25 protein-coding genes, 1 tRNA gene and 1 pseudogene are annotated in these 26,100 nt (G+C 63.9%); 2 read left to right on the forward strand and 25 right to left on the reverse strand.

What is annotated here, in order from left to right:
- From DID98_RS30055 to DID98_RS30070, 4 genes and pseudogenes are all read right to left on the reverse strand, one after another.
- Positions 1–720: pseudogene (locus DID98_RS30055) on the reverse strand (hypothetical protein); the annotation flags it as partial.
- A gap of 55 nt (positions 721–775) precedes the next feature.
- On the reverse strand, positions 776–1,426 hold the full coding sequence (locus tag DID98_RS30060) for a hypothetical protein (RefSeq protein WP_124571913.1): 651 nt from the start codon (positions 1,424–1,426) through the stop codon (positions 776–778).
- Between the two features lie 12 nt (positions 1,427–1,438).
- Complete coding sequence (locus DID98_RS30065; protein WP_124571914.1) at positions 1,439–6,106, reverse strand: RHS repeat-associated core domain-containing protein; 4,668 nt, start codon at positions 6,104–6,106, stop codon at positions 1,439–1,441.
- Between the two features lie 50 nt (positions 6,107–6,156).
- Positions 6,157–9,336, reverse strand: coding sequence for a type VI secretion system Vgr family protein (locus DID98_RS30070; protein WP_124571915.1), 3,180 nt, complete (start codon positions 9,334–9,336; stop codon positions 6,157–6,159).
- A 360-nt stretch (positions 9,337–9,696) separates the two neighbouring features.
- Between DID98_RS30070 and DID98_RS30075 the strand changes: the two genes are divergently transcribed.
- Positions 9,697–10,497 carry a cystine ABC transporter substrate-binding protein gene (locus DID98_RS30075; protein ID WP_044845938.1) on the forward strand — a complete coding sequence of 267 codons (801 nt, stop codon included), beginning with the start codon at positions 9,697–9,699 and terminating at the stop codon, positions 10,495–10,497.
- Positions 10,498–10,576: 79 nt separating this feature from the next.
- Here the strand turns inward: DID98_RS30075 and DID98_RS30080 are convergent, their stop codons facing one another.
- The 8 genes from DID98_RS30080 to DID98_RS30115 form a co-directional block, all read right to left on the reverse strand.
- Positions 10,577–10,780: a hypothetical protein gene (locus DID98_RS30080; RefSeq protein ID WP_044845939.1), complete on the reverse strand. Its 204-nt coding sequence runs from the start codon at positions 10,778–10,780 to the stop codon at positions 10,577–10,579.
- A gap of 459 nt (positions 10,781–11,239) precedes the next feature.
- Positions 11,240–11,315 (reverse strand) — tRNA-Thr (locus tag DID98_RS30085).
- Positions 11,316–11,334: 19 nt separating this feature from the next.
- The gene (locus DID98_RS30090) at positions 11,335–11,856 is read right to left on the reverse strand and encodes a ClpXP protease specificity-enhancing factor (RefSeq protein ID WP_044845942.1); all 522 of its coding nucleotides are present in this window, start codon (positions 11,854–11,856) and stop codon (positions 11,335–11,337) included.
- Positions 11,857–11,927: 71 nt separating this feature from the next.
- Positions 11,928–12,539, reverse strand: coding sequence for a glutathione S-transferase N-terminal domain-containing protein (locus DID98_RS30095; RefSeq protein ID WP_006400565.1), 612 nt, complete (start codon positions 12,537–12,539; stop codon positions 11,928–11,930).
- Positions 12,540–12,633: 94 nt separating this feature from the next.
- Positions 12,634–13,392, reverse strand: coding sequence for a cytochrome c1 (locus DID98_RS30100; RefSeq protein ID WP_124487863.1), 759 nt, complete (start codon positions 13,390–13,392; stop codon positions 12,634–12,636).
- Positions 13,393–13,413: 21 nt separating this feature from the next.
- Positions 13,414–14,796 carry a cytochrome bc complex cytochrome b subunit gene (locus tag DID98_RS30105; protein ID WP_124487862.1) on the reverse strand — a complete coding sequence of 461 codons (1,383 nt, stop codon included), beginning with the start codon at positions 14,794–14,796 and terminating at the stop codon, positions 13,414–13,416.
- Complete coding sequence (gene petA / locus DID98_RS30110) at positions 14,793–15,413, reverse strand: ubiquinol-cytochrome c reductase iron-sulfur subunit (RefSeq protein ID WP_124487917.1); 621 nt, start codon at positions 15,411–15,413, stop codon at positions 14,793–14,795. Before petA ends, DID98_RS30105 begins: the two co-directional genes overlap by 4 nt.
- Positions 15,414–15,631: 218 nt before the next feature.
- Positions 15,632–16,378: a Nif3-like dinuclear metal center hexameric protein gene (locus tag DID98_RS30115; protein ID WP_044845946.1), complete on the reverse strand. Its 747-nt coding sequence runs from the start codon at positions 16,376–16,378 to the stop codon at positions 15,632–15,634.
- Positions 16,379–16,399: 21 nt separating this feature from the next.
- On the opposite strand from DID98_RS30115, the gene DID98_RS30120 reads away from it, so the two are divergent.
- Positions 16,400–17,605, forward strand: coding sequence for a Do family serine endopeptidase (locus tag DID98_RS30120; protein WP_044845947.1), 1,206 nt, complete (start codon positions 16,400–16,402; stop codon positions 17,603–17,605).
- Between the two features lie 242 nt (positions 17,606–17,847).
- On the opposite strand, the gene tatC is transcribed toward DID98_RS30120, so the two are convergent.
- From tatC to hisC, 13 genes are all read right to left on the reverse strand, one after another.
- The gene (gene tatC, locus DID98_RS30125) at positions 17,848–18,630 is read right to left on the reverse strand and encodes a twin-arginine translocase subunit TatC (protein WP_044845948.1); all 783 of its coding nucleotides are present in this window, start codon (positions 18,628–18,630) and stop codon (positions 17,848–17,850) included.
- Between the two features lie 41 nt (positions 18,631–18,671).
- Positions 18,672–19,202 (reverse strand): Sec-independent protein translocase protein TatB, encoded by a 531-nt coding sequence (gene tatB / locus DID98_RS30130; RefSeq protein ID WP_124487860.1) that lies wholly within the window; start codon positions 19,200–19,202, stop codon positions 18,672–18,674.
- 26 nt (positions 19,203–19,228) lie between these two features.
- The gene (tatA, locus tag DID98_RS30135) at positions 19,229–19,459 is read right to left on the reverse strand and encodes a Sec-independent protein translocase subunit TatA (protein ID WP_044845950.1); all 231 of its coding nucleotides are present in this window, start codon (positions 19,457–19,459) and stop codon (positions 19,229–19,231) included.
- Positions 19,460–19,552: 93 nt separating this feature from the next.
- Positions 19,553–19,918 carry a histidine triad nucleotide-binding protein gene (locus DID98_RS30140; RefSeq protein ID WP_044845951.1) on the reverse strand — a complete coding sequence of 122 codons (366 nt, stop codon included), beginning with the start codon at positions 19,916–19,918 and terminating at the stop codon, positions 19,553–19,555.
- Positions 19,919–19,947: 29 nt separating this feature from the next.
- Positions 19,948–20,340, reverse strand: a complete 393-nt coding sequence (locus DID98_RS30145; RefSeq protein ID WP_124487859.1) for a hypothetical protein — start codon at positions 20,338–20,340, stop codon at positions 19,948–19,950.
- Between the two features lie 71 nt (positions 20,341–20,411).
- Positions 20,412–20,777 (reverse strand): phosphoribosyl-ATP diphosphatase, encoded by a 366-nt coding sequence (locus DID98_RS30150; RefSeq protein ID WP_044845953.1) that lies wholly within the window; start codon positions 20,775–20,777, stop codon positions 20,412–20,414.
- Entirely contained in the window at positions 20,774–21,190 is a 417-nt protein-coding gene (gene hisI / locus DID98_RS30155) for a phosphoribosyl-AMP cyclohydrolase (RefSeq protein ID WP_044845954.1), read from the reverse strand. The genes DID98_RS30150 and hisI overlap by 4 nt, the downstream gene beginning before the upstream one ends.
- On the reverse strand, positions 21,190–21,963 hold the full coding sequence (gene hisF, locus DID98_RS30160) for an imidazole glycerol phosphate synthase subunit HisF (protein WP_044845999.1): 774 nt from the start codon (positions 21,961–21,963) through the stop codon (positions 21,190–21,192). Before hisF ends, hisI begins: the two co-directional genes overlap by 1 nt.
- A gap of 104 nt (positions 21,964–22,067) precedes the next feature.
- Positions 22,068–22,823 (reverse strand): 1-(5-phosphoribosyl)-5-[(5-phosphoribosylamino)methylideneamino]imidazole-4-carboxamide isomerase, encoded by a 756-nt coding sequence (gene hisA, locus DID98_RS30165; RefSeq protein ID WP_034183653.1) that lies wholly within the window; start codon positions 22,821–22,823, stop codon positions 22,068–22,070.
- A gap of 163 nt (positions 22,824–22,986) precedes the next feature.
- Entirely contained in the window at positions 22,987–23,628 is a 642-nt protein-coding gene (gene hisH, locus DID98_RS30170) for an imidazole glycerol phosphate synthase subunit HisH (protein ID WP_044845955.1), read from the reverse strand.
- Positions 23,625–24,245, reverse strand: a complete 621-nt coding sequence (locus DID98_RS30175; protein ID WP_044845956.1) for a YchE family NAAT transporter — start codon at positions 24,243–24,245, stop codon at positions 23,625–23,627. The genes hisH and DID98_RS30175 overlap by 4 nt, the downstream gene beginning before the upstream one ends.
- A gap of 62 nt (positions 24,246–24,307) precedes the next feature.
- Complete coding sequence (gene hisB, locus DID98_RS30180) at positions 24,308–24,895, reverse strand: imidazoleglycerol-phosphate dehydratase HisB (RefSeq protein WP_006751804.1); 588 nt, start codon at positions 24,893–24,895, stop codon at positions 24,308–24,310.
- 65 nt (positions 24,896–24,960) lie between these two features.
- The gene (gene hisC / locus DID98_RS30185; protein ID WP_044845957.1) at positions 24,961–26,034 is read right to left on the reverse strand and encodes a histidinol-phosphate transaminase; all 1,074 of its coding nucleotides are present in this window, start codon (positions 26,032–26,034) and stop codon (positions 24,961–24,963) included.
- Between the last annotated feature and the right edge of the window lie 66 nt (positions 26,035–26,100).

The following is a 26,100-nucleotide window of genomic DNA, read 5'->3' on the forward strand; positions in this document are numbered from 1 at the left end:
GCGTCACCCCGCCGCTCCGGCATCTTCTGCAGCGGATCATCCTCCGGAACGTAGCGGTCGGTACTCTTCCACTCCGGCGTCGAGATTCCCTCAACCGGTTCCGCCATATACTGCGCCAGCGGCACAAACGTTCCCGGCTCGTACAGATAGTGCGTGCCGCGCTCGCCATCGCTCTCGTACGCCAGCGTGTCGCCATCCCACCCGAACACCGTCCGCTCGCCGTTCACCTCCTTAGCGATCCGTCGACCGAACGCGTCATAGAAATACCGTGACTGACTCTGCCGCGACGCCTCCGCAACCCGCGCCGACAGCAAGCGATTGAACTCGTCCCACTCGTATTCCTGCTCCCCCGCAGGCGTACGCTTGCGCACCAGATTCCCGCGCGCGTCGTACTCGAAGTGCATCCCCGCATACGCCTTCAGCAGGTTGCCCAGCACCTTCGGCACCTCGACCGGCAACGTGCTTTCCGGCCGCACCGGGCTCGACCGGGAGGCCGGTGTTTCGGTAGACCGCACCGGATCGATGATATTGCTCGCCGGGTCGAATGCAAACCGCTCCTTCGCGACCGGACTGATCGCCTCGATCAGCCGCCCGACCGGATCGTATCGATAGTCCGTCCCGCCCTTGCGACTATCCTCGATCCGCGACAACTGCCCGACCGCGTCATAGCGATACCGCCGCTCGGCGAGGCGCGGGCGATGTCGATCGTCGAACAGATCTTAGACGTGATGTTCGCGCACCAGATTGCCGCAGAACGCTATCAGCAAAGAGTCAACTACGCGCGTGCCCAAAGTGTCGCTGGGCCGGCTGTGATTCGATCTAACTCGCCGGACGATCCATAATGGAAGTCCCACCGAGACTCGCCCGTCCATCCTTTCGAGAACGCAAGCGCAGTTTTCGGCTTTTCATCCACCGAGTATTCAAAAAGATAAATCGAAAATGCCCCACCTTCACCAACAGCGACGTAAACCTTGCGAGATTCATCGAGCGGTTTCATCCGAGCAACACCCGTCACGCGAGACGCGACCTTCTCCGGATTATCAATCCCCTTATGAGTGATACTACACACATCAATTACACCATCGTCTTCGCTGTACAAATCTGCACTGAGCGCTCGAACGGTCTTTTGACCTGGCATGACTGTCACGACATGCTGGCCATTTCGGAAGCCTGCACTGTATTTCCCTAGCCAACGTGCTTCGTCGACACTCTCATAGCGTTTCTTGAGTAACTTTGGCGCAGAGAAACCCTGTCGCTGCTCTTCATATGGAAGACATGAAAAATAGTCACCGGACGAAAATTTCCAATCGTCTATCGAATCCCTGAGCTCAAGATATTGAGGGTAGAGATTCGTCGTGTCATACGACTCAAATTTCTCCCGAAGCATGGCCAACATATTCTCGACCACTGGCTCTTCCAATAACATTTCGCCGACCTCCTAGTCACAACAGCAATTGAACGTCCCCTTCCAACTGCCGCTCTCCATTCGTTGCCCAATATCACGGAGAGCATTTTCAACATTGCCCCCCCTTTTCTCTACGCCCTTAAGTACTTGATATATCAATTTATCATTATCTGTGCCATGAATATGTGCGCCAGCGTGGTAGGTGCCATCCGCTCGCGCAGCTACTCGTCCAGGGTGTCCCGGCACCTGGACCTGAGCATTGCCAGTACCCCACAAACGAGCACCGTTCGACGCGGAGTCGATATCAATATCATTCCGCTCCAAAATTTCGCGTGACTTCTGCACGTGGCTATTTGGGGAGCCCTTGCGGCAATTTTCCTGAACGATATGGTGCGGCGTTTGTCCAGGCTGAAGAGGTCTTCCTGCACGAGCGAGGTTTCGCCCAAGTCGGTCTGCAGTTAGACCGCGAGGATCTATGCTGTCGATCGGATTGACTGAATATTCATACCCATTTGAACCGCCCGCTAGCCCGACCGGATCCACGGAGGTGAACCGCCCAAATGTCGGATCATAGTATCGATGCCGGTTGTAATGTAATCCCGTCTCCTCATCAACCCGTTGCCCCTGGAATCGCAAAGGGTTCTTCGGTACGACACCCGTCGCCTTCGACACTCGCGCAATCACCTCCCGCGCTTCGCCCCAAGCCTTATACGACGCTTCCCACACGACGTCTCCGTCGTCATCCGTCAGCAACTGAGGCGTCCCAATCTGATCGCAGTGGTAATAGAACAGCACCGCGTCACCCCGCCGCTCCGGCATCTTCTGCAGCGGATCATCCTCCGGAACGTAGCGGTCGGTACTCTTCCACTCCGGCGTCGAGATTCCCTCAACCGGTTCCGCCACATACTGCGCCAGCGGCACAAACGTTCCCGGCTCATACAGATAGTGCGTGCCACGCTCGCCATCGCTCTCGTACGCCAGCGTGTCGCCATCCCATCCGAACACCGTCCGCTCGCCATTCACCTCCTTAGCGATCCGTCGACCGAACGCGTCATAGAAATACCGTGACTGACTCTGCCGCGACGCCTCCGCAACCCGCGCCGACAGCAAGCGATTGAACTCGTCCCACTCGTATTCCTGCTCCCCCGCCGGCGTGCGCTTGCGCACCAGATTCCCGCGCGCGTCGTACTCGAAGTGCATCCCCGCATACGCCTTCAGCAGGTTGCCCAACACCTTCGGCACCTCGACCGGCAACGTCCTTTCCGGCCGCACCGGGCTCGGACGGGATGCAGGCGCTTCGGTGGACCGCACCGGATCGATGATGTTGCTCGCCGGATCGAACGCAAACCGCTCCTTCGCGACCGGACTGATCGCCTCGATCAGCCGCCCGACCGGATCGTATCGGTAATCCGTCCCGCCCTTGCGACTATCCTCGATCCGCGACAATTGCCCGACCGCGTCATAGCAATACCGCCGCTCGGCCAGCGGCGCGGGCGATGTCGATCGCTGGATCGTCTGCTGCAGCACGCGTCCTGCCGGGTCGTAATGCGTGCGCTGTCCGACCTTGCTCGACAACATGCGTATCGTCTCGCGATGCAGGTCATCGCGCTCGAATTGCACACGCTCGTCGCCATCGAGCAGCATCCCGTGCACATGCCCCGAGCCATACATCAGCCAGTCAACCGCATGCCCATCCGGCCGCACGGTACGTCGTCGGTTGCCGAGCTCGTCGTATTCGTGGTGCCAGACGTAGCTACGCCGCTCGCCGAACAGATCGTACGCGTGATGTTCGCGCACCAGATTGCCGACCGGATCGAAGAAGAACTGCACGCGGCTGTAGCGGTTCACCGCGTCGATCAGCCTGCCGCTCCGGTCGTAGGCAAACCGTTCCTCGCTTTCCCCCGCCACACGCTTCATCAGGCGGCCGTTTGCGTCGACGTCGATCGACGTCACGCAACCCGCTTCATCAACCGAAACAAGGCTACCGCTGTCCGGGTCGTATTGATAGCGCGTCGACTTGCCGTCAAAACCGATTTCCTCGATCAACCGCCCTGCCGGATCGTAGTGGAACTGGTACGTCGCAAGGTTCGCATCGGTCAGCGCGGTCAAGCGGCCGAGACGGTCGTAGCGATACGCAATCGTCTGCCCGAGCGCATCCGCGCGGCTCGCAATACGACCCACTGCATCGTAGCCGTATCGGGTCGATCGATTGAGTTGATCCGTATGCCGCAACAACCGGCCTTCAGCATCGTATTGCACGTGCTCGACACCGGCCGGCGAACGCGTCTCCGTCAATTGGCCGTTCGGGCCATAACCATAGGCAACCACGCCACCGGACGCGTCCTTTGTCTCGATCACGCGGCCGATATCGTCGTACCGCCACTCCGTCATCTTTCCGGAGCAGTCCGTGTAGCTCGTCAATTGCCCGGCGTCGTTGTATCCAAGCGCCTTCGAGCCGCCCTTCGCATCGGTGATCTGCGTAGGCAACCCCTTGTCGTTGTAGGCGTACTTCGTCGCATGCTCGAGCGGATCGATTTCCTCGACGAGATTGCCCGCATCGTCGTACTTGCGCTGCCACACATGCCCGTTCGGATCGACGAGCCGGATCATCCGATCCTTGCCGTCGTAGGCCATCTCGACGATGCTGCCGTCCGCGCGCTCGTGCCAGGTCCGGTTGCCACGTGCGTCATAACGCATCTGCTCGATGCTGCCGTCCTGCAGAATGTGCAGCGTCAGATTGTTATGCTCGTCGCGCCGGAACCATTCCTCGCTGCCGTCCGGATAGGCGATTCGATAAACGTATCCCTTGATGTTGAAGTAATAGCGTGACATCTGACCGAGCGCATCGGTCACGTAGGTCAGCCGAATGTTCGGATGCCATGCAAGGCGGATATCGAGGCTGCCGTCGTCCGCGTACTCGCGCACGCATTTCGCGTTCGCGTTGCCTTCAGCGTCCGCGCCGTCCCATTCGAGCGTCATCCCGCGGCCGGTGCGATCGGTATAGCGCGTCACGAGATGACGGTGGTACTGATAGCTCCACGCGTTGCCATACCGGTCGGTTGCGCGCAAGAGATCGCCCGCTTCGTCATAGGCGTAGCTCGCAAGCGTACGGCGCTTTCCATCGTCGAGCACCTGCTCGATCAGCACGATCCGGCCTTGCTTGTCGTGCTCGAACGACAGCACGTTGCCGCTCGCATCGATCAGGCGTGCCACGCGGTCGAGTGCGTCGTAATCGAGCGTGATCGCATTGCCTGCACGGTCCTTCTGCATCGCAAGCCGGAACGCATTGCCGCGCCGTTCATACACGTGAAGCTCGTCGTGGCCGTATGCGATCGCGACCCACGTCTCGTCCAGACGCGTCAGCGTCAGGTTTTCCGCGAGATCGTCATGCACACCTCCGGCTGCAAGCGCTCGATATTCGATGCTGCGCCCGCTGGCATCGCGAAAGAACCATGTATCGCCTTCGACATCGATGCGCGTCGTGTATGGCGTGAGCCAACGCGCGCCAAGTTCTCCGTTGTCGTATGCAGAGAGGCGCGACCGGTACGTGCGCGCCCAGACGAGCGGCAGTGCGCCGGGCAGTTCAAAGTCCGTGTGAGTGAACGTCTCATCGCCGAAAGCAAAATCGATCGACCCGGTCGACGCGCCAATCCCGCAACTTTTACAAGGACTCTGGCCGGCGCCTTCCGCATGCGCCTGCTGTCCGATCGCACCCGCCGGCTCCTGAGGACGATCGTGCTGCGCGCGCCCCTTGCCGCCGGGCGGCACGTCGGCGGCCTTTTCGTGAAGCTTCCCGCGTGCGCGCACTCTTGCCACGGCCTCGATCACTTGCGCGATCAGCCACAGCATCTTGCCTTCTTCGCTGCCGTTCAGATCACGGATCGCCTTCGCGACTTTCGGCGCCTCGTCCTTCAGGAACGCGACGATATCGCGGAACGGTTGCAGCCACGAATCCGGAGCAAGCTTCGCCGCAGTCCCGACCGTCGCGTTCCCGGCTTGCTTCCCCAACGCGATCGAACCTTCGTAACCGTACTCGATCGCATCAACCACCAGCATCGGGTTGTACCAGGACCGCTTGTCCATCTTCCGGGCGATCTGTGCAGTACGCCGCACGTTGGCACTGCTGTCGAAAATTTGCCCTTTGAGGGCGAGTTCCAGCCCGGTAGCAATACCGAGCATCAACTCCTGCGCCTTATGCGCGCAGTCGTTCAGCAGTTCGACAAGAACGTCCTGCAGGGTCTTCAGGAAGTTCTCGATTTCGGTCGCGGCCGCGGCGTTGACATGCGTGACGAGCACCGAAATGAGCGCCGCGCCGAGATTGCCGCGAGACACCAGCAATTGATTGCGCACGAGCGCCAGCAGCGGCCGTGCCGACAGTCGGAACGACGCGAGTGGCGGCGGAACCGGAATGACGCCGATCAGGTTGATCGCAAGCCCAAGGTAATCGAGCAGATTGGCGTGGCGCTTCTCGACGATCATCACGATGTCGCACACCGCATCGTAAAACGCCATCAGGTTGCCGATGATCGGCACCGCGCTTGCGAAGGTCTTGAGATCCTCGAACGAAATGTGATTGCCGCTGATCTTGAGCAGCCACTTGTTGAAACGGTCGCCTCCCGCCGCTACATCTTTCGGCGAAATATCGCTGAGCCAGGAAACGGCCTGTTCCTTCTCGGCGCCCGGTGGAAGTTGTTGTGCCATGTCGTTGTTCGTTCAATTCGTTTTTTCAAGACGGCTGACGAGCCGCCCTCTCAGGATTTCAGCGGTCCGCCGAACCCGCTCGTCGGAAGCTTCATGCCGGTCGCACCGGCGGCCGACGCCACCGTCGTAGCGCCCTTTCCGGCGATCCCGGCGACACCGGGTAGCGCGCCCTGCAGCGCACCGGATGCCGCATTCGCAGCCGGCGCGGCCAGCGCCGCGAGCCCACCTTGGCGAGCTGCCTGCACCATCCCGGCCACCTGCTTCGCGGCACTGCCCAGGCTCGATGCCGTCTGTAGCGCGGAAACCGCGCCTGCCCCACCCAGCGCACTTGCCGCGGCCGGCAATGCGGAACTCGCCAGTCCGCCCAACGCAGCACCGGCTCCACCTCCGCTCGCAAGCCCCATCGCAGCCGTCGTCGCCGCAGGCGCCATCCCCTTCAACTGGCTCGCGAGCTGCTCCGTCGCCGCGGCTTGCGCCGCCTGCGGCGACGGCTCGACGGGCTCGACCGGCCACTGCGCCTGCTTGAAGTAATTTGCGGGTTGAGCCGACTCGCGCGGATCCTTCCCGAACTCGACACGCACCGCACCGGGCGGCAAACCGCTCACCGCCGTATAGCCGCTATTGTCGAGCGCCCCTTTCTTCAGCACGGCGCCGTTCACGTCTCTCACCGTGAACAGCCCGCCCTTCACCGCCTCGCCGTTCACGTACTTGTGAAACAGCTCCAACTGCCCCGGCTGGTCCGGCCGCGGGCTCGGCAGCGGATATCCCATGCTCGCCGGCCCCGCGAACGTATGCGACGCGCCCTTCACATCGACCGCACCCGGCGTATGAATCTCGATGTTGCCGTCCTTGATGCGGATGTACCCGCCGCCACTCGTCAGCAGAATCCCCTGGTCGGCCGCGATCTCGATCCGGTCAGTTGCGGACACGACCTTCACCGCCTTCTGCGCCGTCACCTCGACGTTGTCCGACTGCGCCTGGATCTCGACCTTGCCCTTGCCGGCGAACAGCTTCATCCCCGCGTTCTGAACGAACAGGCTCAGCTTCTGCCCGATGCTGCCGATCAGCGACTTGCCCGCGGCGACGTGCACGCTCTGTCCGCTCGCGACGTTCACGTGATCGTTCGCGACCACGTGCAGCGACTGCTGTGTCGACATCCCGATCCCCGACGGGCTGCCGAACAGCATCACCGGCTCCTTGAACGCATTCGCGCTGCCCGTGCCGCCGCCTGCCGTGCGTCCGCCTGACGTGTTGCCCGACGCGCTGTCCTGCGTCGCGTCGGTGAACGCGCGCATCGTGTCGTGGGCTTCCTTGAGGCTTTCCGCCTGATGCTGCTCGCTCACGCCCGACATCGCCTCGACCAGGCTTTCGCCCGTCACCAGTTGCTGCTGCGCTTCCTTCACGTCGAGCGGCTGGCTGTTCGGCGCCTTCGGGTGCGTGGTCACGTACAGGCCCTGACTCGCCCGCACCGCGCCATACGCATCCGAACGCAGATCGAACCCGCTGCCCAGATACGACCCGCGCGAATTGCCGTTCTGGTCGATCAGGTAGCCGAGATGCAGCAGGCTGTTCGCGCTGCTGCTCATCAGCTGCACGCGGTTCTGCCCGGTCGCGTCGTCCATCACGAGGTGGTTGTAGCCGCTGCCCGAATACTCTTTCGATCGATACCCGGACAGAATCCCGTCGCTATGCCACTGCGGCTGGTTCGCGCCGTTGTACACGCGCCCGACTGCCAAAGGCCGGTCGCAATCGCCACCCACGTAGTCGATCAGCACTTCCTCGCCGATGCGCGGCACGTGCACGCCACCGTATCCGCCGCCGGTATCCGACTGCACGACGCGCACCCAGCACGACGCGTTCTCGTTGCCCGGATTCAAACGATCCCATACGAACTGCACACGAATCCGGTTCAGCTCGTCCGTATAGACTTCCTCGCCCTGCGGCCCGACGACGATGGCCGTCTCGAGATGCATCTTCGGCTTCTCGTGCTCGAACGGGCTGCGATACGGCACGCTTACGCGCTGCGCTTCGACCTCGACGAGATAGAAGCCGACCGAACCGTCGTCATGCGGCACGCGAAACGCGGCGTCGGCACCGTAGCCCTCCTGCGCTTGCGTCAACGCGTCGCGCAGGCTGTACGGAAAGTCCGCGCTGCTGCTCGCGACGGGCAGGTTGTTCTCGATCCACCATTCGACGCCGATCGCCGCGAACTCGCGCTGGTCGGCCGGATCGCGATCGTGTTCGGGATGATCCGCCAGCGTAAAACGACGGCCGGCATCGATCGCGCGCACGCCGCCCGCGCCGTGGAAGCGCTTCGCTTGCGACTCCCATTCCTCCATCCGCAGCTTCGTCAGATGGTCGCCGCGCGTCTGGTCCAGATACGTGTACGCACCGGTGTACTCGTAGACTTCGAGCTGGTCGGGCAATTCGCCCTGGCCGCCCATCGTCGGCAGCGTCGTGCCCTTCGGGTTCGACGGTTGCGACGGATTCTTGTAGTCGAACGTGCGCGTCGTCCGGGTCACGCTCTGCAGCGTGCGCGAGCCCGACCATTGCGTGAACGCGTCGGCTTCGCTCGCCGCGCCGCCCCGATAGAAGCGCACGGTCTCCGGTGACAGCGGCGCGAACGCCTGCAGGTTGTCGGTGATCACGAGCGTATGCGACTTGCCGTCGTCGGCCTGCTGCCATGTGCTGTAGAGGCCTTCGCTCTCCATCAGCCGATGCACGAAATGCCAGTCGGTGTCGTGCTGACGCGTGTATGAACGGCTCGGCAGCGGTTTCGACAGCGCGAAGCGGAAATGCCCCTGCGCCTGCGGATGCTGGTTCAGCACGTCGCTGATGATCTGGTCGACGGTCGTGTCGTTCCAGAGCCGCTGGTCTCGGCGAAACTTCAGGAAATGGGTGAAATCGGCGAACGTGAGCTGATAGGTCGTGAGCCCGCCGTCGGCGCCGAGGCGGCGCGCGGTGTGCACGTACCCGTTGATCGGCCGGTAGCTGCGATCGCCTTGCTGGATCCACAACGTGACCGGCTGCGCGATCAGCTTTTTAAGCTCCAGATCGCTGTCGGTCGACAGCACATCGAGCGTGAATTCGTACGCGCGCCCGATGCGCGACCGGCCGACGGCCCGCTGCACGGTCAGCACGTTGGCGCCCAATGGCGTATCGAGCTTCAGCAGCCGGTCCTGCTGAAGCAACCCGCCGCGCAATGCGGCAACAGTGTTCTGCATGTTCATGGCAACGGCCTTTTCTTCTTTTGACGCGCCCTCGGATGGCGCGTGATGCGATTTTCGCTCGCGCGATTTTACAGACAAATTACTAGCCGACTCGGAAAATGACCTGATTTAAAAGAGTATTTTTAATCGTTGGTCCGAACGTCCACGGCAAACCTTTCTAACGCTCATCCAGCGCTCACGTGCCACGTCGTCACACCGCGCCGCCACCCCGCCGCCCGCTGAAATCGATTGCAATCAGGGCCAATTCGACTTCCGGCGCCGCCCGGTTGCGAGTAGTGTCTACGTGCCCGTCATTCGGCCCGGCCCGGGCACGATCGATGCCCGGTGCGCCATCACCACACTGAACACTGGAGATCCACGATGAAACGTTCGAAGTTCCTGCTATCTGGCCTGCTGCTCGCGTCGGCCCTCGGTTTCACGGCCGTCGCCGCGCATGCCGAAGACCTGCTCGACTCGGTGAAGAAAGCCGGTGTGCTGCGCGTCGGCCTCGAAGGCACGTATCCGCCGTTCAACTCGCGCGGCACGTCGGGTCAGCTCGAGGGCTTCGACGTCGACGTCGCGAATGCGGTTGCCGGCAAGCTCGGCGTGAAGACGCAGTTCGTCCCGACCGAATGGAGCGGGATCATCGCGGGGCTGCAGGCCGGCAAGTTCGATGTGATCGTCAACCAGGTCACGATCACGCCGCAGCGCAAGGAGGCGCTCGACTTCAGCGAGCCGTACACGTACTCGGCCGCGCAGCTGATCCAGCGCAAGGACGACACGCGCAACTTCAAGTCGCTCGAGGACTTCAAGGGCAAGAAGCTCGGCGTGACGCTCGGCACCAACTACGACCAGATGGCGCGCAGCGTGCCGGGCATCGAGGTGCAGACGTATCCTGGCGCACCGGAAAAGCTGCGTGACCTCGCGGCAGGCCGGATCGAGGCGACGCTCGACGACCGCCTGATGCTGCCGTACATGATCAAGACGTCGAACCTGCCGCTGCGCTCGGGCGCGGTGCTGAACGGCGGCAAGCAGGAGATGGCGATCCCGTTCCGCAAGGGCAATCCGAAGTTCGAGAAGGCGATCAACGATGCGCTGGAGTCGCTGCGCAAGGAAGGCACGTTGAAGAAGATCTCGATGCACTGGTTCGGCAGCGACGTGACGGTGCCGGTCGCGCAGTAAGCGGTTCGCCGCGCTCGCGTTGCGTCACGTCACTCGCTGCGGCGAAGGCGTGACGCCTCTTCTCTCCCGCTCTCTTCGCTCAGGCCGCTTCGTCGAAGCGCGCGAGCAGCATCTGGCCGATCGGCGTCAGCGCCGGGCGCGCAGCCACCTCATTCACGCGTACCTGCGTATCGTCGACGAGCCGCTTTTCGACGAGCACGGCGAACGCGGGGTTCGCCAGGTCGACGCTGTCCGGTGCGCGGGCTATGCGCAGCAGCATCGAGAATTCATGCGGACTCAACATGGTCCTTGTCTCCTGATCGTCCGCGATCCGGTTCGAACGGCGTCGATCGTGTTTTCGAATGGAATGACGCGAGGCATAGTCGATGCGCCGCCGGGAGCGAGATCCCGGTTGACCGTTGCGCGACGCAAGCACGGCGTCGCGTGCGGGTTACGCACGCCCGAATCGCGACGGTGGCGCCGCGACGGAACGTGCAACGTTAGGGGCGCAGCGTGACGCGGGCGTGACAGGGAAACGGGGGTGCAACGATGTGCGATGCGCGCTCGGATTGCCAGCGCAGCGCACGTCGTGCGGATCGGGGCGGGAGCGTAGGCATCTTCAGCCTCGAGGGCGATGCTTGTGACCGAGTTGGATGCCGTATGCCGAAGCCGGTTTGCCATGCGGTCGGCGTCGCGTGTTTCGCCTTGGATATCCAAAAAACAAAGGGCCGGGAGAATCAATCTCCCGGCCCTTCGTTCAATATGGTGCCGGCTGCAGGACTCGAACCCGCCACCTGATGATTACAAATCAACTGCTCTACCAGATGAGCTAAGCCGGCGTAAGCGCGAGATTCTACCTCATTTCACGATCTTGAGGCGAGGTCTGCTGCCGCCTTTCGAGCCATCCCCGTCGGTTTTCGGCGGTTCGTCGGCGCCTTCGGACGGTTCTTCGTTCGCACCTTGATCGGCAACCGGCGCCAGCACGACAGGCGACTCGTCGCGCCGCACCTCATCGGCCTGCTCGGCATCGTCCTCGAACGCGCCCGAATCCGCGCCCTCGCCCGCCACCGCATCGACCTGGAACGCCATCCCCTGGCCGTTCTCGCGCGCGTAGATCGCGAGCACGTTGGCCACCGGAATCTCGATCTTGTGCGCCTTCCCGGAGAACCGGGCGGTGAACTCGATCCACTCGTTACCCATCTGCAGCTGGCTCGTCGCCTCGAAGCTGATGTTGAGCACGATCTCGCCGTCACGCACGAACTGACGCGGCACGCGCGTCGAGTTGTCGACCCTCACCGCGATATGCGGCGTGTAACCGTTATCGGTGCACCACTCGTACAGCGCGCGCAGCAGATAAGGCTTCGTTGAAATCTCTTGCATCACAATCCTCGAACCCGGAGCGGGCACGCGGCACGCCGCGCAGCCCGCTCCGTCTTGCCCTCATTGCATCATCAACGACGCATGACCTTTTCGGACGGCGTCAGTGCTTCGATATAGGCCGGACGGCTGAAGATCCGCTCGGCATACTTCATCAGCGGCGCGGCGTTCTTCGACAGTTCGATGCCGTAGTGATCCAGACGCCACAGCAGCGGCGCGATCGCGACGTCGAGCATCGAGAACTCCTCGCCGAGCATGTACTTGTTCTTCACGAAGATCGGCGCGAGTTGCGTCAGGCGATCGCGGATCGCGAGGCGTGCCTTCTCGTGGTTCTTCTCCGCTGCCTTGCCCTTCTCGTTCTCGAGCGTGCTGACGTGAACGAACAGCTCCTTCTCGAAGTTGAGCAGGAACAGGCGTGCACGGGCGCGCTGCACCGGGTCAGCCGGCATCAGTTGCGGGTGCGGGAAGCGCTCGTCGATGTATTCGTTGATGATGTTCGATTCGTACAGGATCAGGTCGCGTTCGACCAGAATCGGCACCTGACCGTACGGGTTCATCACCGAGATGTCTTCCGGCTTGTTGAACAGGTCGACGTCACGGATCTCGAAATCCATCCCCTTCTCGAACAGCACCAGCCGGCAACGCTGGGAGAACGGGCAAGTTGTGCCGGAATACAGAACCATCATATTTGCGTTTCCTCAAAAAAGCCGAGGGCCGGCACGCGGCGCAACCCCTTTCACGGGTTCCGCCTTGCGCCGGCCCCACGCCGGTCAGGCGTGTTTACTTGATATCTTTCCAGTACGCGGCATTGAGCCGCCAGGCCAGGAAAGTCAGGACACCGAGAAAGACCAGCACCCACACGCCGAGGCGTTTGCGGGTCTGCTGGGCCGGCTCGGACATCCATGTCATATAGGCCACCAGGTCGGCCACCGCAGCATCATAGTCCGGCGGCGACAACGTCCCCGGCGTGACCTGCTGGAAGCCGACGAGCGTGTGGACCTTCTCGCCCGTCTCCTCGTCCGTCTTGTCTTCGAATTTGGCAGTGCGCTGCCCCTGCAGTTGCCACAATACATGGGGCATGCCGACGTTCTCGAACACCGCGTTGTTCCAGCCGCTCGGCCGCGTATCGTCGCGGTAGAAACTCCGCAGATACGTGTACAGCCAGTCGCGACCGCGCGCCCGCTCCTCGACCGACAGGTCGGGCGGCGTCGTGCCGAGCCAGTTCTTCGCGTCTTCGGGCCGCATCGCGACGGACATCGTGTTCCCGACCTTGTCGGTCGTGAACAGGAGATTCGTTTCGATCTCCTTCTGGGATATGCCCAGATCCGTCAGACGGTTGTAGCGCATCAGGTTCGCGCTGTGGCAGTTCAGGCAATAGTTTACAAACAATTGCGCGCCGTGCTGAAGCGAAACGAGATTTTCCGTGTTATCGGGCGCCCGGTCGAGCGGAAAATTACCCTCCGCGTGCACGGCCGGCGCCGCCAGCAGCGCGACGGCCGTCGCCCCGATCAGCGCGAGCGTCGAAAGCAGTTTCTTCATGTCGTTCTCTCCTCGCTCTCGTTAATGGGGCTTGAAGCGCACCCGCTCCGGCGGCTGCTTGAACGTGCCAAGCGGCGTCCAGACGGGCATGCCGAGGAAGAACGCGAAGTAGATCAGCGCACAGCCCTGCGCGATCAGCGTCGAGACCGGCGATGGCGGCCGCGTGCCGAGGAACGCGAGGATCAGGAACGCCGCGACGAAGATCCCGAGGAACACCTTGTGGAACAGCGGCCGGTAGCGGATCGACTTCACGGGGCTGCGGTCGAGCCACGGCAGGAAGAACAGCGTGATCACCGCCGAGCCCATTACGACGACGCCCCAGAACTTCGATTCCGTCAGGAACATGAATACGACGATCGCCGCGGCCAGCACCGGCAGCCCGACCTTCCACTTGCCGCGCGCACGGATCAGCGCGAGCACGCCGAGCAGCGCGATCACGATCATCAGCACGATCTTGAACGGGTCGGTGGTCGCGCGCAGCATCGCGTAGAACGCGGTGAAGTACCACACCGGCGCGATTTCCGGCGGCGTCTGCAGCGGATTCGCCGGGACGAAGTTGTTCGACTCGAGGAAGTAGCCGCCCATCTCCGGCGAGAAGAACACGATCAGCGCGAACACCATCAGGAACACGCAGACGCCGAAGAAATCGTGCACCGAGTAGTACGGGTGGAACGGGATGCCGTCGAGCGGAATGCCGTCCGCGTCCTTCTTCGCCTTGATCTCGATGCCGTCCGGGTTGTTCGACCCCACTTCGTGGAGCGCGACGAGGTGCGCGATCACGAGGCCGACCAGCACGAGCGGAATCGCGATCACGTGGAACGCGAAGAAGCGGTTCAGCGTGACGTCGGACACCACGTAGTCGCCGCGGATCCACAACGACAGGTCCGGGCCGACGAACGGGATCGCCGAGAACAGGTTCACGATCACCTGCGCGCCCCAGAACGACATCTGGCCCCACGGCAGCAGGTAGCCGAAGAACGCCTCGGCCATCAGGCACAGGAAGATCGCGCAGCCGAAGATCCACACGAGTTCGCGCGGCTTGCGGTACGACCCGTACATCAGCCCGCGGAACATGTGCAGGTACACGACGACGAAGAACATCGACGCACCGGTCGAGTGCATGTAGCGGATCAGCCAGCCCCACGGCACCTCGCGCATGATGTACTCGACCGATGCGAACGCGAGCGTCGAGTCGGGCTTGTAGTTCATCGTCAGGAAGATGCCCGTGACGATCTGGTTGACGAGCACCAGCAGCGCGAGTGAGCCGAAGAAGTACCAGAAGTTGAAGTTCTTCGGCGCGTAGTACTCGGAAACGTGCTTCTTCCAGGTGGACGTGAGCGGGAAGCGCTGGTCGACCCAGCCGGTGAGACCTGTCGTGGAGACTTCCTTGTTGTCGGCCATCACGCTTCTCCTTTCTCGTCCTTGCCGATCACGAGGGTCGTCGCCGACGTGAACATGTAGGGCGGGATGTCGAGATTCTGGGGCGCCGGCTTGTTCTTGAACACGCGGCCGGCGAGGTCGTAGGTCGAACCGTGGCACGGGCACAGGAAGCCGCCCGGCCAGTCGTCCGGCAGGTTCGGCTGCGGACCCGGCGTGAAGCGTTGGCTAGGCGTGCAGCCGAGGTGCGTACACACGGCCATCACGACGAGAATGTTCTTGCGATCGGCCCGCGAGCGATATTCGTTCGCGCAATACGCGGGCAACGGCATCGAATACGGGGATTTCGAGGTCGGATCGGCCACTTCCTTGTCGGCCTTGACGACGTCGGCCAGCATCGAATCGGTGCGATTCAGGATCCAGACGGGTTTGCCGCGCCACGGCACCGTGACCATCTCGCCGGGCTTCAGGCCGCTGATGTCGACCTCGACCGGGGCTCCGGCCGCTTTCGCTTTCGCGGACGGCGCAAGCGACGCCGCGAAAGGTATGACGGTGGCTACGCCTCCCACGCCACCTGCTACGGATGTCGCAATCAGCCAGGTACGGCGGCCGCTGTCGACGCGTTTCTCTTCCTTGTCTCGCATCACACGCCCCACTTCTGAGTTGGATTTTCCGTCACGACTTTTCATTCCGCCGCTAGTTTGCGCGAATGGAGTCGCCATTTACAAGGCCCGGAGACGAAAATCCCTTCGAAGTAATTGATAGTTAAGGGTTTTCCCCCACTATCGGAGCGATTAAATCATTTCGCTTTTAAGCATGCGCTACATTACGAAATTTCGATGCACCGCCGCAAATCCGGCGCTCAGACCGGATTATGAATATCGATAAAAAGGTGTTCGAGATCGAATTCTTCGGACAAGTGGGCGCCGAGTGCCTGGATTCCGTAGCGCTCGGTCGCGTGGTGCCCTGCCGCAACGAACGCGACGCCGCTTTCGGCCGACGCGTGCGTGACGGATTCCGACACCTCGCCGGTCAGGAACACGTCGGCGCCCGCGTCGATCGCCGCGTCGAAATAGCTTTGCGCGGCGCCCGTACACCATGCGATGCGGCGCAACTGCATCTCCGGATCGCCGAGCACGAGCGGCGTGCGGCCGAGCGTGCGCTCGACCTTCGCGACGAAGTGCTCGAGCGAGACGGGCATCGGCAGCGTGGCCATCCAGCCGAGGTCGCCATCGCCGAAACGCTGCTCGCCGAGCAGCCCGAGCTTCTCGCCGAGCTGCGCGTTGTTGCCGAACTCGGGGTGCGCGTCGAGCGGCAGGTGGAATGCGAACAGGTTCAGATCGTTCGCGAGCAGCAGCTTCAGCCGCTGGTACTTGCGGCCGGTGATCTGCGGCGCCTCGTTGCGCCAGAAATAGCCGTGATGGACGAGCACCGCATCCGCGCCCCATTCGAGCGCGGCTTCGAGGAACGCGACCGACGCCGTCACGCCGGTGGCGATCTTCTCGATCTTGCGGCGCCCCTCGACCTGGAGGCCGTTCGGGCAATAGTCCTTGAAGCGCGCGATTTCAAGGGTATTGTTCAAGTACAATTCAAGTTCGATCCGATCCATATAAACCTCTAATCCTTTCAGATGCTTAGACGCTTCTGGCTGTTCTTCGCGCAGGCGGTGACCGTACTGCTCGCGCTGATGTTCATCGTCGTGACGCTCAAGCCGCAATGGCTGCAACGGCAAGGACAGCTCGGCAAGCAGCTCGCCACGCCGATCGTCGCGCTGCGCGAAGTCGCACCGGGCATCGGCGGCGCCCCCGCGACCACGTCGTACGCCGAGGCCGCGCAAAAGGCGATGCCCGCCGTCGTCAACGTCTTCTCCAGCAAGGACGGCTCGCTGCCGCCCGATCCGCGCGCGAAGGATCCGCTGTTCCGCTACTTCTTCGGCGACCGCAATGCGCGCAAGCAGCACGACGAACCGGCCGCCAACCTGGGCTCGGGCGTTATCGTGAGCCCTGAAGGTTACATTCTAACGAACCAGCACGTCGTGGACGGCGCCGACCAGATCGAAGTCGCGCTCGCCGACGGCCGCACGGGCACCGCGAAGGTGATCGGCAGCGACCCGGAAACCGACCTCGCCGTGCTGAAGATCAACATGACGAACCTGCCGACGATCACGCTCGGCCGTTCCGACCAGTCGCGGGTCGGCGACGTCGTGCTCGCGATCGGCAACCCGTTCGGCGTAGGCCAGACGGTCACGATGGGGATCATCAGCGCGCTCGGCCGCAATCACCTCGGCATCAACACGTTCGAGAACTTCATCCAGACCGACGCGCCGATCAACCCGGGCAACTCGGGCGGCGCGCTGGTCGACGTCAACGGCAACCTGCTCGGCATCAACACGGCGATCTACTCGCGCTCGGGCGGCTCGCTCGGCATCGGCTTCGCGATTCCCGTGTCGACCGCGCGCACCGTGCTCGAAAGCATCATCACGACGGGCTCGGTCACGCGCGGCTGGATCGGCGTCGAGCCGCAGGACGTCACGCCGGAAATCGCCGAATCGTTCGGGCTCCAGCAGAAGTCGGGCGCGATCGTCGCGGGCGTGCTGCAGGGCGGGCCGGCCGACAAGGCCGGCATCAAGCCCGGCGACATCCTCGTGAGCGTGAACGGCGACGACATCACCGACACGACGAAGCTGCTGAACACCGTCGCGCAGATCAAGCCGGGCACGCCGACCAAGGTGCATGTCGTGCGCAAGGGCAAGGAGTTCGACGTGAAGGTCGTGATCGGCAAGCGCCCGCCGCCGCCGAAGCAGGCGCTCGACGAACAGGACAGCGACAGCGAATGACCTCCGGCGGGCGGCGTACCGGCGCCGCTTGCCGGCCAAGGACGGAAACAAAAAAGGGCAGCCTGATCGGCTGCCCTGTTGCTTTGGTCCGGCGGCGTTGCTCCGGCATGCCTTCTTCACGGTGAAGAAGCTGCGGGCGCCCTCGCGATCTGCGCCATCCGGTCGGCGCGCGCGGCTTCAACGCTGTCGAGGGGCCGTATCGACGACCGCGATCATGCCGGCCGCCGCGCACCGGTCCCGCATCAACTCGCGGCGCCGTTCTCCGCCTCGGGTTCTTCCGTCGGCTTCGGCACGAAGAATCGCGCGGCCAGCAGCCCGATCTCGAACAGCACGACGAGCGGCAACGCGAGCATCAGCTGCGAGAACACGTCCGGCGGCGTGACGACCGCCGCGACGACGAACGCGCCGACGATCACGTACGGCCGCATCTCCTTCAGCTTCTTCAACGTCAGCACGCCCATCCGGACGAGCAGCACGACGACGATCGGCACCTCGAACGTGACGCCGAACGCGATGAACATCCCGAGCACGAAGCTCAGGTAGTTGTCGATATCGGTCGACATCTCGGCGCCGAGCGGCGCGTTGTAGTGCGCCATCACGCGGAAGATCGTCGGGAACACGAGGAAGTACGCGAACGCCATCCCGCACAGGAACAGGACATAGCTGCTGCCGACGAGCGGCGCGACGAGCTTCTTCTCGTGCTGGTACAGCCCCGGCGCGACGAACGCCCAGATCTGGTACAGCACGATCGGCAGCGCGATCACGAGCGCGACGAGCATCGTGACCTTCATCGGCACGAAGAACGAGCCGGTGACGTCGGTCACGATCATCCTGCCGCCCTTCGGCAGGTTTTCCATCAGCGGCCGCGCGAGCAGCCGGAAGATGTCGGGCGCCCAGTACACGAGCCCGAGGAACACGACGATCACGGCCAGCCCCGCGCGAATGATGCGGTCGCGAAGCTCGACGAGATGGGAAATGAAGGTTTCTTCCGGGGCGTCGCCCGGGTTCTGCTGGGGGTCGCTCACACCGGCCCTCGGTAGGATTGACGAGCGAGCATGCGCTCGGCTCAGAAGAAGCGCGTCGGCCGGCGCAGGCTGGCCGGCTGGTGGCGCGCGACACGCGCGGCCCCCGACTGCACGTGCGTGCGGCGGGTCGTCGCGCGCTTGTACCAGACAGGCGTCGCCGCCTGTTTCACACGCCAGTTGCGACGCTTCGGCGCGAGCGCGGCCGTGCTGCCGTGCCACGACGGCGCCGCGGGCGTGTCGGAGCCGTACGTACCGGCATCGACCGAGCCTTCGTTAAGGCCGCCGACCGCGGAGTTCCACGTGTCGTTCAGTTCCTTCTCGTGCTCGCGCAGGTTGTCGTGAATCGTCGTCTCGACATTGCGCGCGGCCGTCTCGAAATCGGTCTTCATCGTCCGCAACGCGTCGAGTTCGATTTCGCGCGAGACCTCGGCCTTCACGTCGTTGATGTACCGCTGCGCGCGGCCGAACAGTGCGCCGGCCGTACGCGCGACGCGCGGCAGGCGCTCGGGGCCGAGCACCACGAGCGCGACGACGCCGATCAGCGCCATCTTCGAAAGACCGAGATCCAGCATCGCGAATGCCTGTCAGCGTGCCGGCGTTACGCCTTGTTCGAGTCGGAACGCGTCGTTTCCTTCGCGTTGACGTCGACCGAGCCGTTGCGCGGCAGCTGCTGCGCGTCCGCCGGCGTCTCGCCGTCCTTCATGCCGTCCTTGAAACCCTTCACGGCGCTGCCGAGGTCGTTGCCGATGTTGCGCAACTTCTTCGTACCGAAAACCAGCGCGACGATCAGCAGCACGATCAGCCAGTGCCAAATGCTCAATCCACCCATGATGAAACCTCTCCTCAACCACGCCGCGTCGCGGCGCAAATCGCCGGCGGCACGCCGGCTTCGACTATCGATGCGGGGAAACGCCCCGCGACGTCAACCCATCCGCAGCCAGGGGCGCGGGCCGGCCAGAATGTGCGCGTGCAGGTGGTAAACCTCCTGCCCGCCGCCGGGGCCCGTGTTGATCACTGTGCGAAAACCGGTTTCGCCACCCGTGTACGCGACGCCGAGCTGGTCGGCCAGACGCGCGACCAGCAGCATCAGCCGGCCGAGCATCGGCGCGTCGGCCTCGCTCGCCGCCGACAGCGTCGGCACGTGCCGGCGCGGAATCACGAGCACATGCGTCTCGGCCGCGGGGCGGATGTCGCGGAACGCGACGAATTCGTCGTCCTCGTGCACCTTCGTGCTCGGGATCTCGCCCGCCGCGATCTTGCAGAACAGGCAATTCGGATCGTGACTCATGTTGCTCCTGCGAAACGCCCGCGCGCCGGTCAGAACCAGGCCTGCGGATCGAGCGTCTTGTTGTCGTTCAGGTACAGCCAACCTTTGATGATACGGTACAGCGTCCAAATCCACGTGACAAACATGATGACGAATCCCACGCCCACGAACATCAGCGCGAAGCCGATCACGTAAGCGATCAGCGCGCGCCAGAACGTGCGGATCTGCCACTCGAAATGGTCGGCGTACGGCGTACCGGCCACGTCGCCGCGCTTCACGTAGTTGATGATGATCGCGATGAGGCCGGTGACGCCGCCCGTCAGCCAATGAATCGCGTAGAGGCCGTACAGCACGTGCGTCAACGTGCGCAAACCGTTCAGCCGCTCGGCGTCCGCTGCACCCGGCACCGACGGCGTCGGAAGCTGGCTCGGCGTATCGGTCATGATGCTACCCCCGTTGGATGACAATTCTTACAGCTTACCGCACTGTCGCCGGCGCGGCAGGCCGCGAGCCGTCAACCGCCGTTTTCCTCGCGCTCGCGGCGCTTGCGCAGCGCCTTTTCCTCGATGCCCGACAACCCTTCGCGGCGCTCGAGTTCGGCGATCACGTCGGCCGGGCTCAGGTCGAAATGCGACAGCATCACGAGGCAGTGGAACCACAAATCGGCCACCTCGCCGACCAGCGCCGTCGGCGCGCCGCCCTGGCGCACGTCCTTCGCGGCCAGCACGACTTCGGTCGCCTCTTCGCCGATCTTCTTCAGCACCGCGTCGTCGCCCTTGTGAAACAGGCGCGATACGTACGATTGTTCGGGGTCGCCGCCCTTGCGGCTATCGATCACGGCCGCGAGGCGCAGCAGCGTGTCTTCGGTCGATTGCGTCATTTGTAGATGTGTTCGGGGTCTTTCAGCACCGGATCGACCGCGACCCAGTCGCCGCTGTCCACCGTACCTTCGAATTTCTGGAAGAAGCACGAATGCCGGCCGGTGTGGCAGGCGATGCCCGACACCTGCTCGACCTTCAGCAGCACGACGTCCTCGTCGCAGTCGAGCCGCACCTCGTGCACGTGCTGCACGTGGCCCGACTCCTCGCCCTTGAACCACAGGCGCTTGCGCGAGCGCGAATAGTAGACCGCGCGCTGCGTCTCGATCGTCTTCGCCAGTGCCTCGCGGTTCATCCACGCGAACATCAGCACGTCGTTCGTCGACGCTTCCTGCGCGATCACCGGCACGAGGCCGTTGTCGTCCCAGCGGACCTTGTCGAGCCACGCGGGCAGGGATTTCGTTTCCGTATTCATCACAGCCTCACCGCGATGCCCTGCTCGGCCATGAAGCGCTTCGCCTCGCCGACCGTGTGCTCGCCGTAGTGGAAGATGCTGGCGGCCAGCACCGCGTCCGCGCGGCCGTCCTTGATGCCGTCCGCGAGATCCTGCAGGCAGCCGACACCGCCCGATGCGATCACCGGCACCGGCACCGCGTCCGACACGCCGCGCGTGAGCGCGAGGTCGAAGCCCGACTTCGTGCCGTCGCGGTCCATGCTCGTGAGCAGGATCTCGCCCGCGCCGAGTTCGGCCATCTTGCGCGCCCATTCGATCGCATCCAGGCCAGTGCCCTTGCGGCCGCCGTGCGTGAAGACTTCCCAGCGCGGCGCCTCGCCGTCGGCCGACACGCGCTTCGCGTCGATCGCGACGACGATGCACTGCGAGCCGTACTTGTCGGCCGCGTCGCGCACGAGTTGCGGGTTCGCGACCGCCGACGAATTCATGCTGACCTTGTCCGCGCCGGCGTTCAACAGGCGCCGCACGTCCTCGACGGCGCGCACGCCGCCGCCGACGGTCAGCGGAATGAACACCTGCGACGCAACGGCTTCGATGATCGGCAGGATCAGGTCGCGCTGGTCGGAGGTCGCGGTGATGTCGAGGAACGTCAGTTCGTCGGCGCCCTGGTCGTCGTAACGGCGGGCGATTTCGACGGGGTCGCCGGCATCGCGCAGCTCGACGAAGTTGACGCCCTTGACGACACGCCCGGCAGTCACGTCCAGGCAGGGGATGATGCGTTTAGCTAGAGCCATGATGTACGCCATAGGCCGCGGTGGAACGGCCGGTTGCGGAAGCCTCGCGCGAGGCTTCCGGTCGGGGCCGCCTGCGGGCAGCCCCGGCGAACGGGACACCGCGGTTACGCGTTGTCGAGTTCGCCGTTCAGTTCGTCCGCGCGCTTTTGCGCGGCCGCGAAATCGAGATCGCCGGAGTAGATCGCACGGCCGCAGATCACGCCTTCGACGCCGTGCTCTTCCACTTCGCACAGGTTCTCGATGTCCGTGAGGTTCGACAGGCCGCCGCTGGCGATCACCGGAATGCCGACCGCCTGCGCGAGCTTCACGGTCGCCTCGATGTTGATGCCCTGCAGCATCCCGTCGCGGCCGATGTCCGTGTAGACGATCGACTCGACGCCGTAGTCCTCGAACTTCTGCGCGAGATCGATCACCTCATGGCCCGTCAGCTTGCTCCAGCCATCGGTCGCGACCTTGCCGTCCTTCGCGTCCAGGCCGACGATGATGTTGCCCGCGAACGCGGTGCACGCGTCCTGCAGGAAGCCCGGATCCTTCACGGCCGCGGTGCCGATGATCACGTAGGACAGGCCCGCGTCGAGATACTTCTCGATCGTCTCGAGGCTGCGGATGCCGCCGCCGAGCTGAACGGGGATTTCGTCGCCGACTTCGTCGAGGATCGCTTCGATCGCCTCGAGATTCTTCGGCTTGCCGGCGAATGCGCCGTTCAGGTCGACCAGATGCAGCCGCCGGGCGCCGAGATCGACCCACTTGCGGGCCATCGCCGCCGGGTCCTCGGAGAAAATCGTGGCCTGGTCCATATCGCCCTGTTTGAGGCGCACACACTGACCGTCTTTGAGATCGATGGCCGGAATCAGCAACATAGCAATCGGGTGTCGTCGTGGAAAATGAAAAGAATCCGGCGCGCACCGGCCAAACCGGTGCCGCGCCGTCTCGCTAGTTTAGTACAACTCTTTCGGTGCTTAAGCGTGCGAGCCCCGCACGACAGGCGTTTGCGCCCTGTCAACTGTGGCTCGCGCACCACGTTCACGGCTTCCAGTGTACGAAGTTGCGATACAGACGCAACCCGACTTCCGCGCTTTTCTCGGGGTGGAATTGGGTCGCGAAGAGATTGTCCCGCGCGACCGCTGACGTAAACGGCGCGCCGTAGGCCGTTTCGCCGACCGTGTGCGCCGGGTTGTCCGGGCTCACGTAATAGCTGTGAACGAAGTAGAAATACGCGTCGTCGGGCACGCCGTCCCACAGCGGGTGCGGCTGCGACTGGCGCACGCGGTTCCAGCCCATCTGCGGCACCTTGAAGCGCGAGCCGTCGTCCTGCAGCCGGCCGTCGAGCTCGAAGCGCACGACCTTGCCGGGCAGCAGGCCCAGGCCCTTCGTGTCGCCTTCCGCGCTCCAGTCGAACAGCATCTGCTCGCCGACGCACACGCCGAGCAGCGGCTTCGTGCGCGACGCCTCGATCACCGCTTCCTGCAGGCCCGATTCGCCGAGGCAGCGCATGCAGTCGGGCATCGCGCCCTGGCCGGGCAGCACGACGCGGTCGGCCGCGCGAATCGCGGCCGGCGTGTCGACGATCGCCACGTCGGCGGCCGGTTCGGCCTTCTTGAGCGCCTGCGCGACCGAGCGCAGGTTGCCCATCCCATAATCCACAATCGCAATCGAAGTTTTCATCTCAGTGCAGGCAGTAGCGCCCTCAGTCCATTGACGATGAATTCCACCGCCAGCGCCGACAGCATCAAACCCATCAGCCGCGTGGCGATGTTGATGCCGGTGCGGCCGATCCAGTTCGCGATCGGCTCGGCAAGCCGCATCGCGAAGAAACACAGCAGAGCCAGCGCCGCGCCGATCGCGACGAGCCCGGCTCGCTCATACCAGTGATGCGAGTTCGCCGCATAGATGATCACCGTGCTGATCGAGCCGGGGCCCGTGAGCAGCGGAATCGCCAGCGGCACGACCGCGATGTTGTCCTTCTGCTCGGCTTCATGGCGCTCCTCCGGCGTCGAGCGGGTGTTGCCGGCCTGAGCATTCAGCATGCTGATCGCCATCAGCAGCATGATGATCCCGCCGCCCACTTCGAGCGAGCCGACCGATATGCCGAAGAAGTCGATGATCTGCTGCCCGAGCAGCGTCGTCACCGTCATCACGCAGAACACCGACACCGACGCGATCCGGATCGTGCGGCGCCGCTCGTCGTCCGTCTGCTGCGCCGTCAGGCTCAGGAAGAACGGCACCGCGCCGACCGGATTGATCAGCGCGAGCAGAGAAATGAACGATTTGAGCAGATCCATCGCAAGCCGGCGCGCCGCGCCGAAGCCGTGAGGTTGTCCGTGGCGTCCTGTCCGTTCGAAAGTTAGAGGCTGCCCTTCGTCGACGGAATCTGCCCCGCCGCGCGCTCGTCGAGCTCCACCGCCGCACGCAGCGCCCGGCCGAAGGCCTTGAACACCGTTTCGAGCTGGTGGTGCGCGTTGATCCCGCGCAGGTTGTCGATGTGCAGCGTGACGCCCGCGTGGTTCACGAACCCGCGGAAGAATTCGATCGACAGGTCGACGTCGAACGTGCCGATCCGCGCGCGCGTGAACGGCACGTGGAATTCGAGACCCGGCCGGCCCGAGAAGTCGATCACGACGCGCGACAGCGCCTCGTCGAGCGGCACGTACGAATGGCCGTAGCGGCGGATGCCCTTCTTGTCGCCGATCGCCTTCGCGACGGCCTGACCGAGCGTGATGCCGACGTCCTCGACCGTATGGTGGTCGTCGATATGCGTATCGCCATGCGCTTCGACCTCGAGATCGATCAGACCATGTCGCGCGATCTGATCGAGCATATGGTCGAGAAACGGCACGCCGGTGGCCAGCTTCTGCCGGCCCGTACCGTCGAGATCGAGCTTCACACGGATCTGCGTTTCGCTGGTATTGCGAACGACTTCCGCCACACGCATGGCAATTCCTTGATTGAGTCTGATGTAAATGGGGATTGATCGTCGCGCGCCGCCGCGCCCTGGGGTCAACCGGGCAGCGCGAGTTTCAAGGCAGCCAGCAGGCGCGCGTTTTCGTCGGGAGAACCGACGGTCAGCCGCACGCATTCGGCCAGCAACGGATGCATTTTACTCACGTTTTTGACCAGCACCCGCTCGGTGAGCAACGCATCGAACACGGCCGCCGCGTCCGGCACGCGCACCAACAGGAAATTGCCGGCGCTCGGAAACACCGTCGCGCCCGGCAGCGCGGCCACGGCCTGCGCGAGGCGCGTGCGTTCCGCACGCAGTTCGGCCGCCTGCGCGTCGAGCACGTCGAGGTGGTCGAGCAGGAAATCGGCGGTCGCCTGGGTCAGCACGTTGATGTTGTACGGCGGGCGCACCTTGTCGAACTCGGTCAGCCACGTCGGCAGCCCGGCGAGATAGCCGAGGCGGATTCCCGCGAGGCCGAGCTTCGAGACCGTGCGCATCACGACGACGTTGTCGAACTCGGCGGCACGCGGCAGCCACGAGCGCTCCGCGAACGGCTGGTACGCCTCGTCGATCACGATCAGGCTGTGCCGCGCGGCCGCGATGATCCGCTCGACGTCGGCTTCGTCGTACAGCGTGCCGGTCGGGTTGTTCGGGTACGCGAGATAGACGATCGCGGGCCGGTGCTCGGCGATCGCCGCGATCATCGCGTCGGCGTCGAGCGTCAGGTCGGCCTTGAGCGGCACGCCGACGAATTCGAGCTGCGCGAACTTCGCGGACAGTTCGTACATCACGAAGCCCGGCACCGGCGCGAGCACCTTCGCGCCCGGCTTCGCGCAGGCCACCGACATCATGCTGATGATTTCGTCCGAACCGTTGCCGAGCAGCACGTCGCACGCGGCCGGCACGCCCATCGCACGGCGCAGCTTGTCGAGCAGCGCGCCCGGGCGCGGCGCCGGGTAGCGGTTCAGCGCGACCTGCGCGAGGCGCTCGCCGAGCGCCGCCGCGAGCGGCGCCGGCAGCGAATACGGGTTCTCCATCGCATCCAGCTTCACGAACCCGCTCGCGTCGGGCACCGGGTAGCTCGTCATTGCGAGCACGTCGCGGCGGATGATGTCTTGTGGCGTCGTCATGGTCTCAAGCCGGCGTGCGTCGCGCCGGCGTCAAATTGGTCGGCAGGGCGGCGGCTGCCGCCCTGC

Source organism: Burkholderia sp. Bp8984 (genome assembly GCF_003853755.1).
GTDB lineage: Bacteria > Pseudomonadota > Gammaproteobacteria > Burkholderiales > Burkholderiaceae > Burkholderia.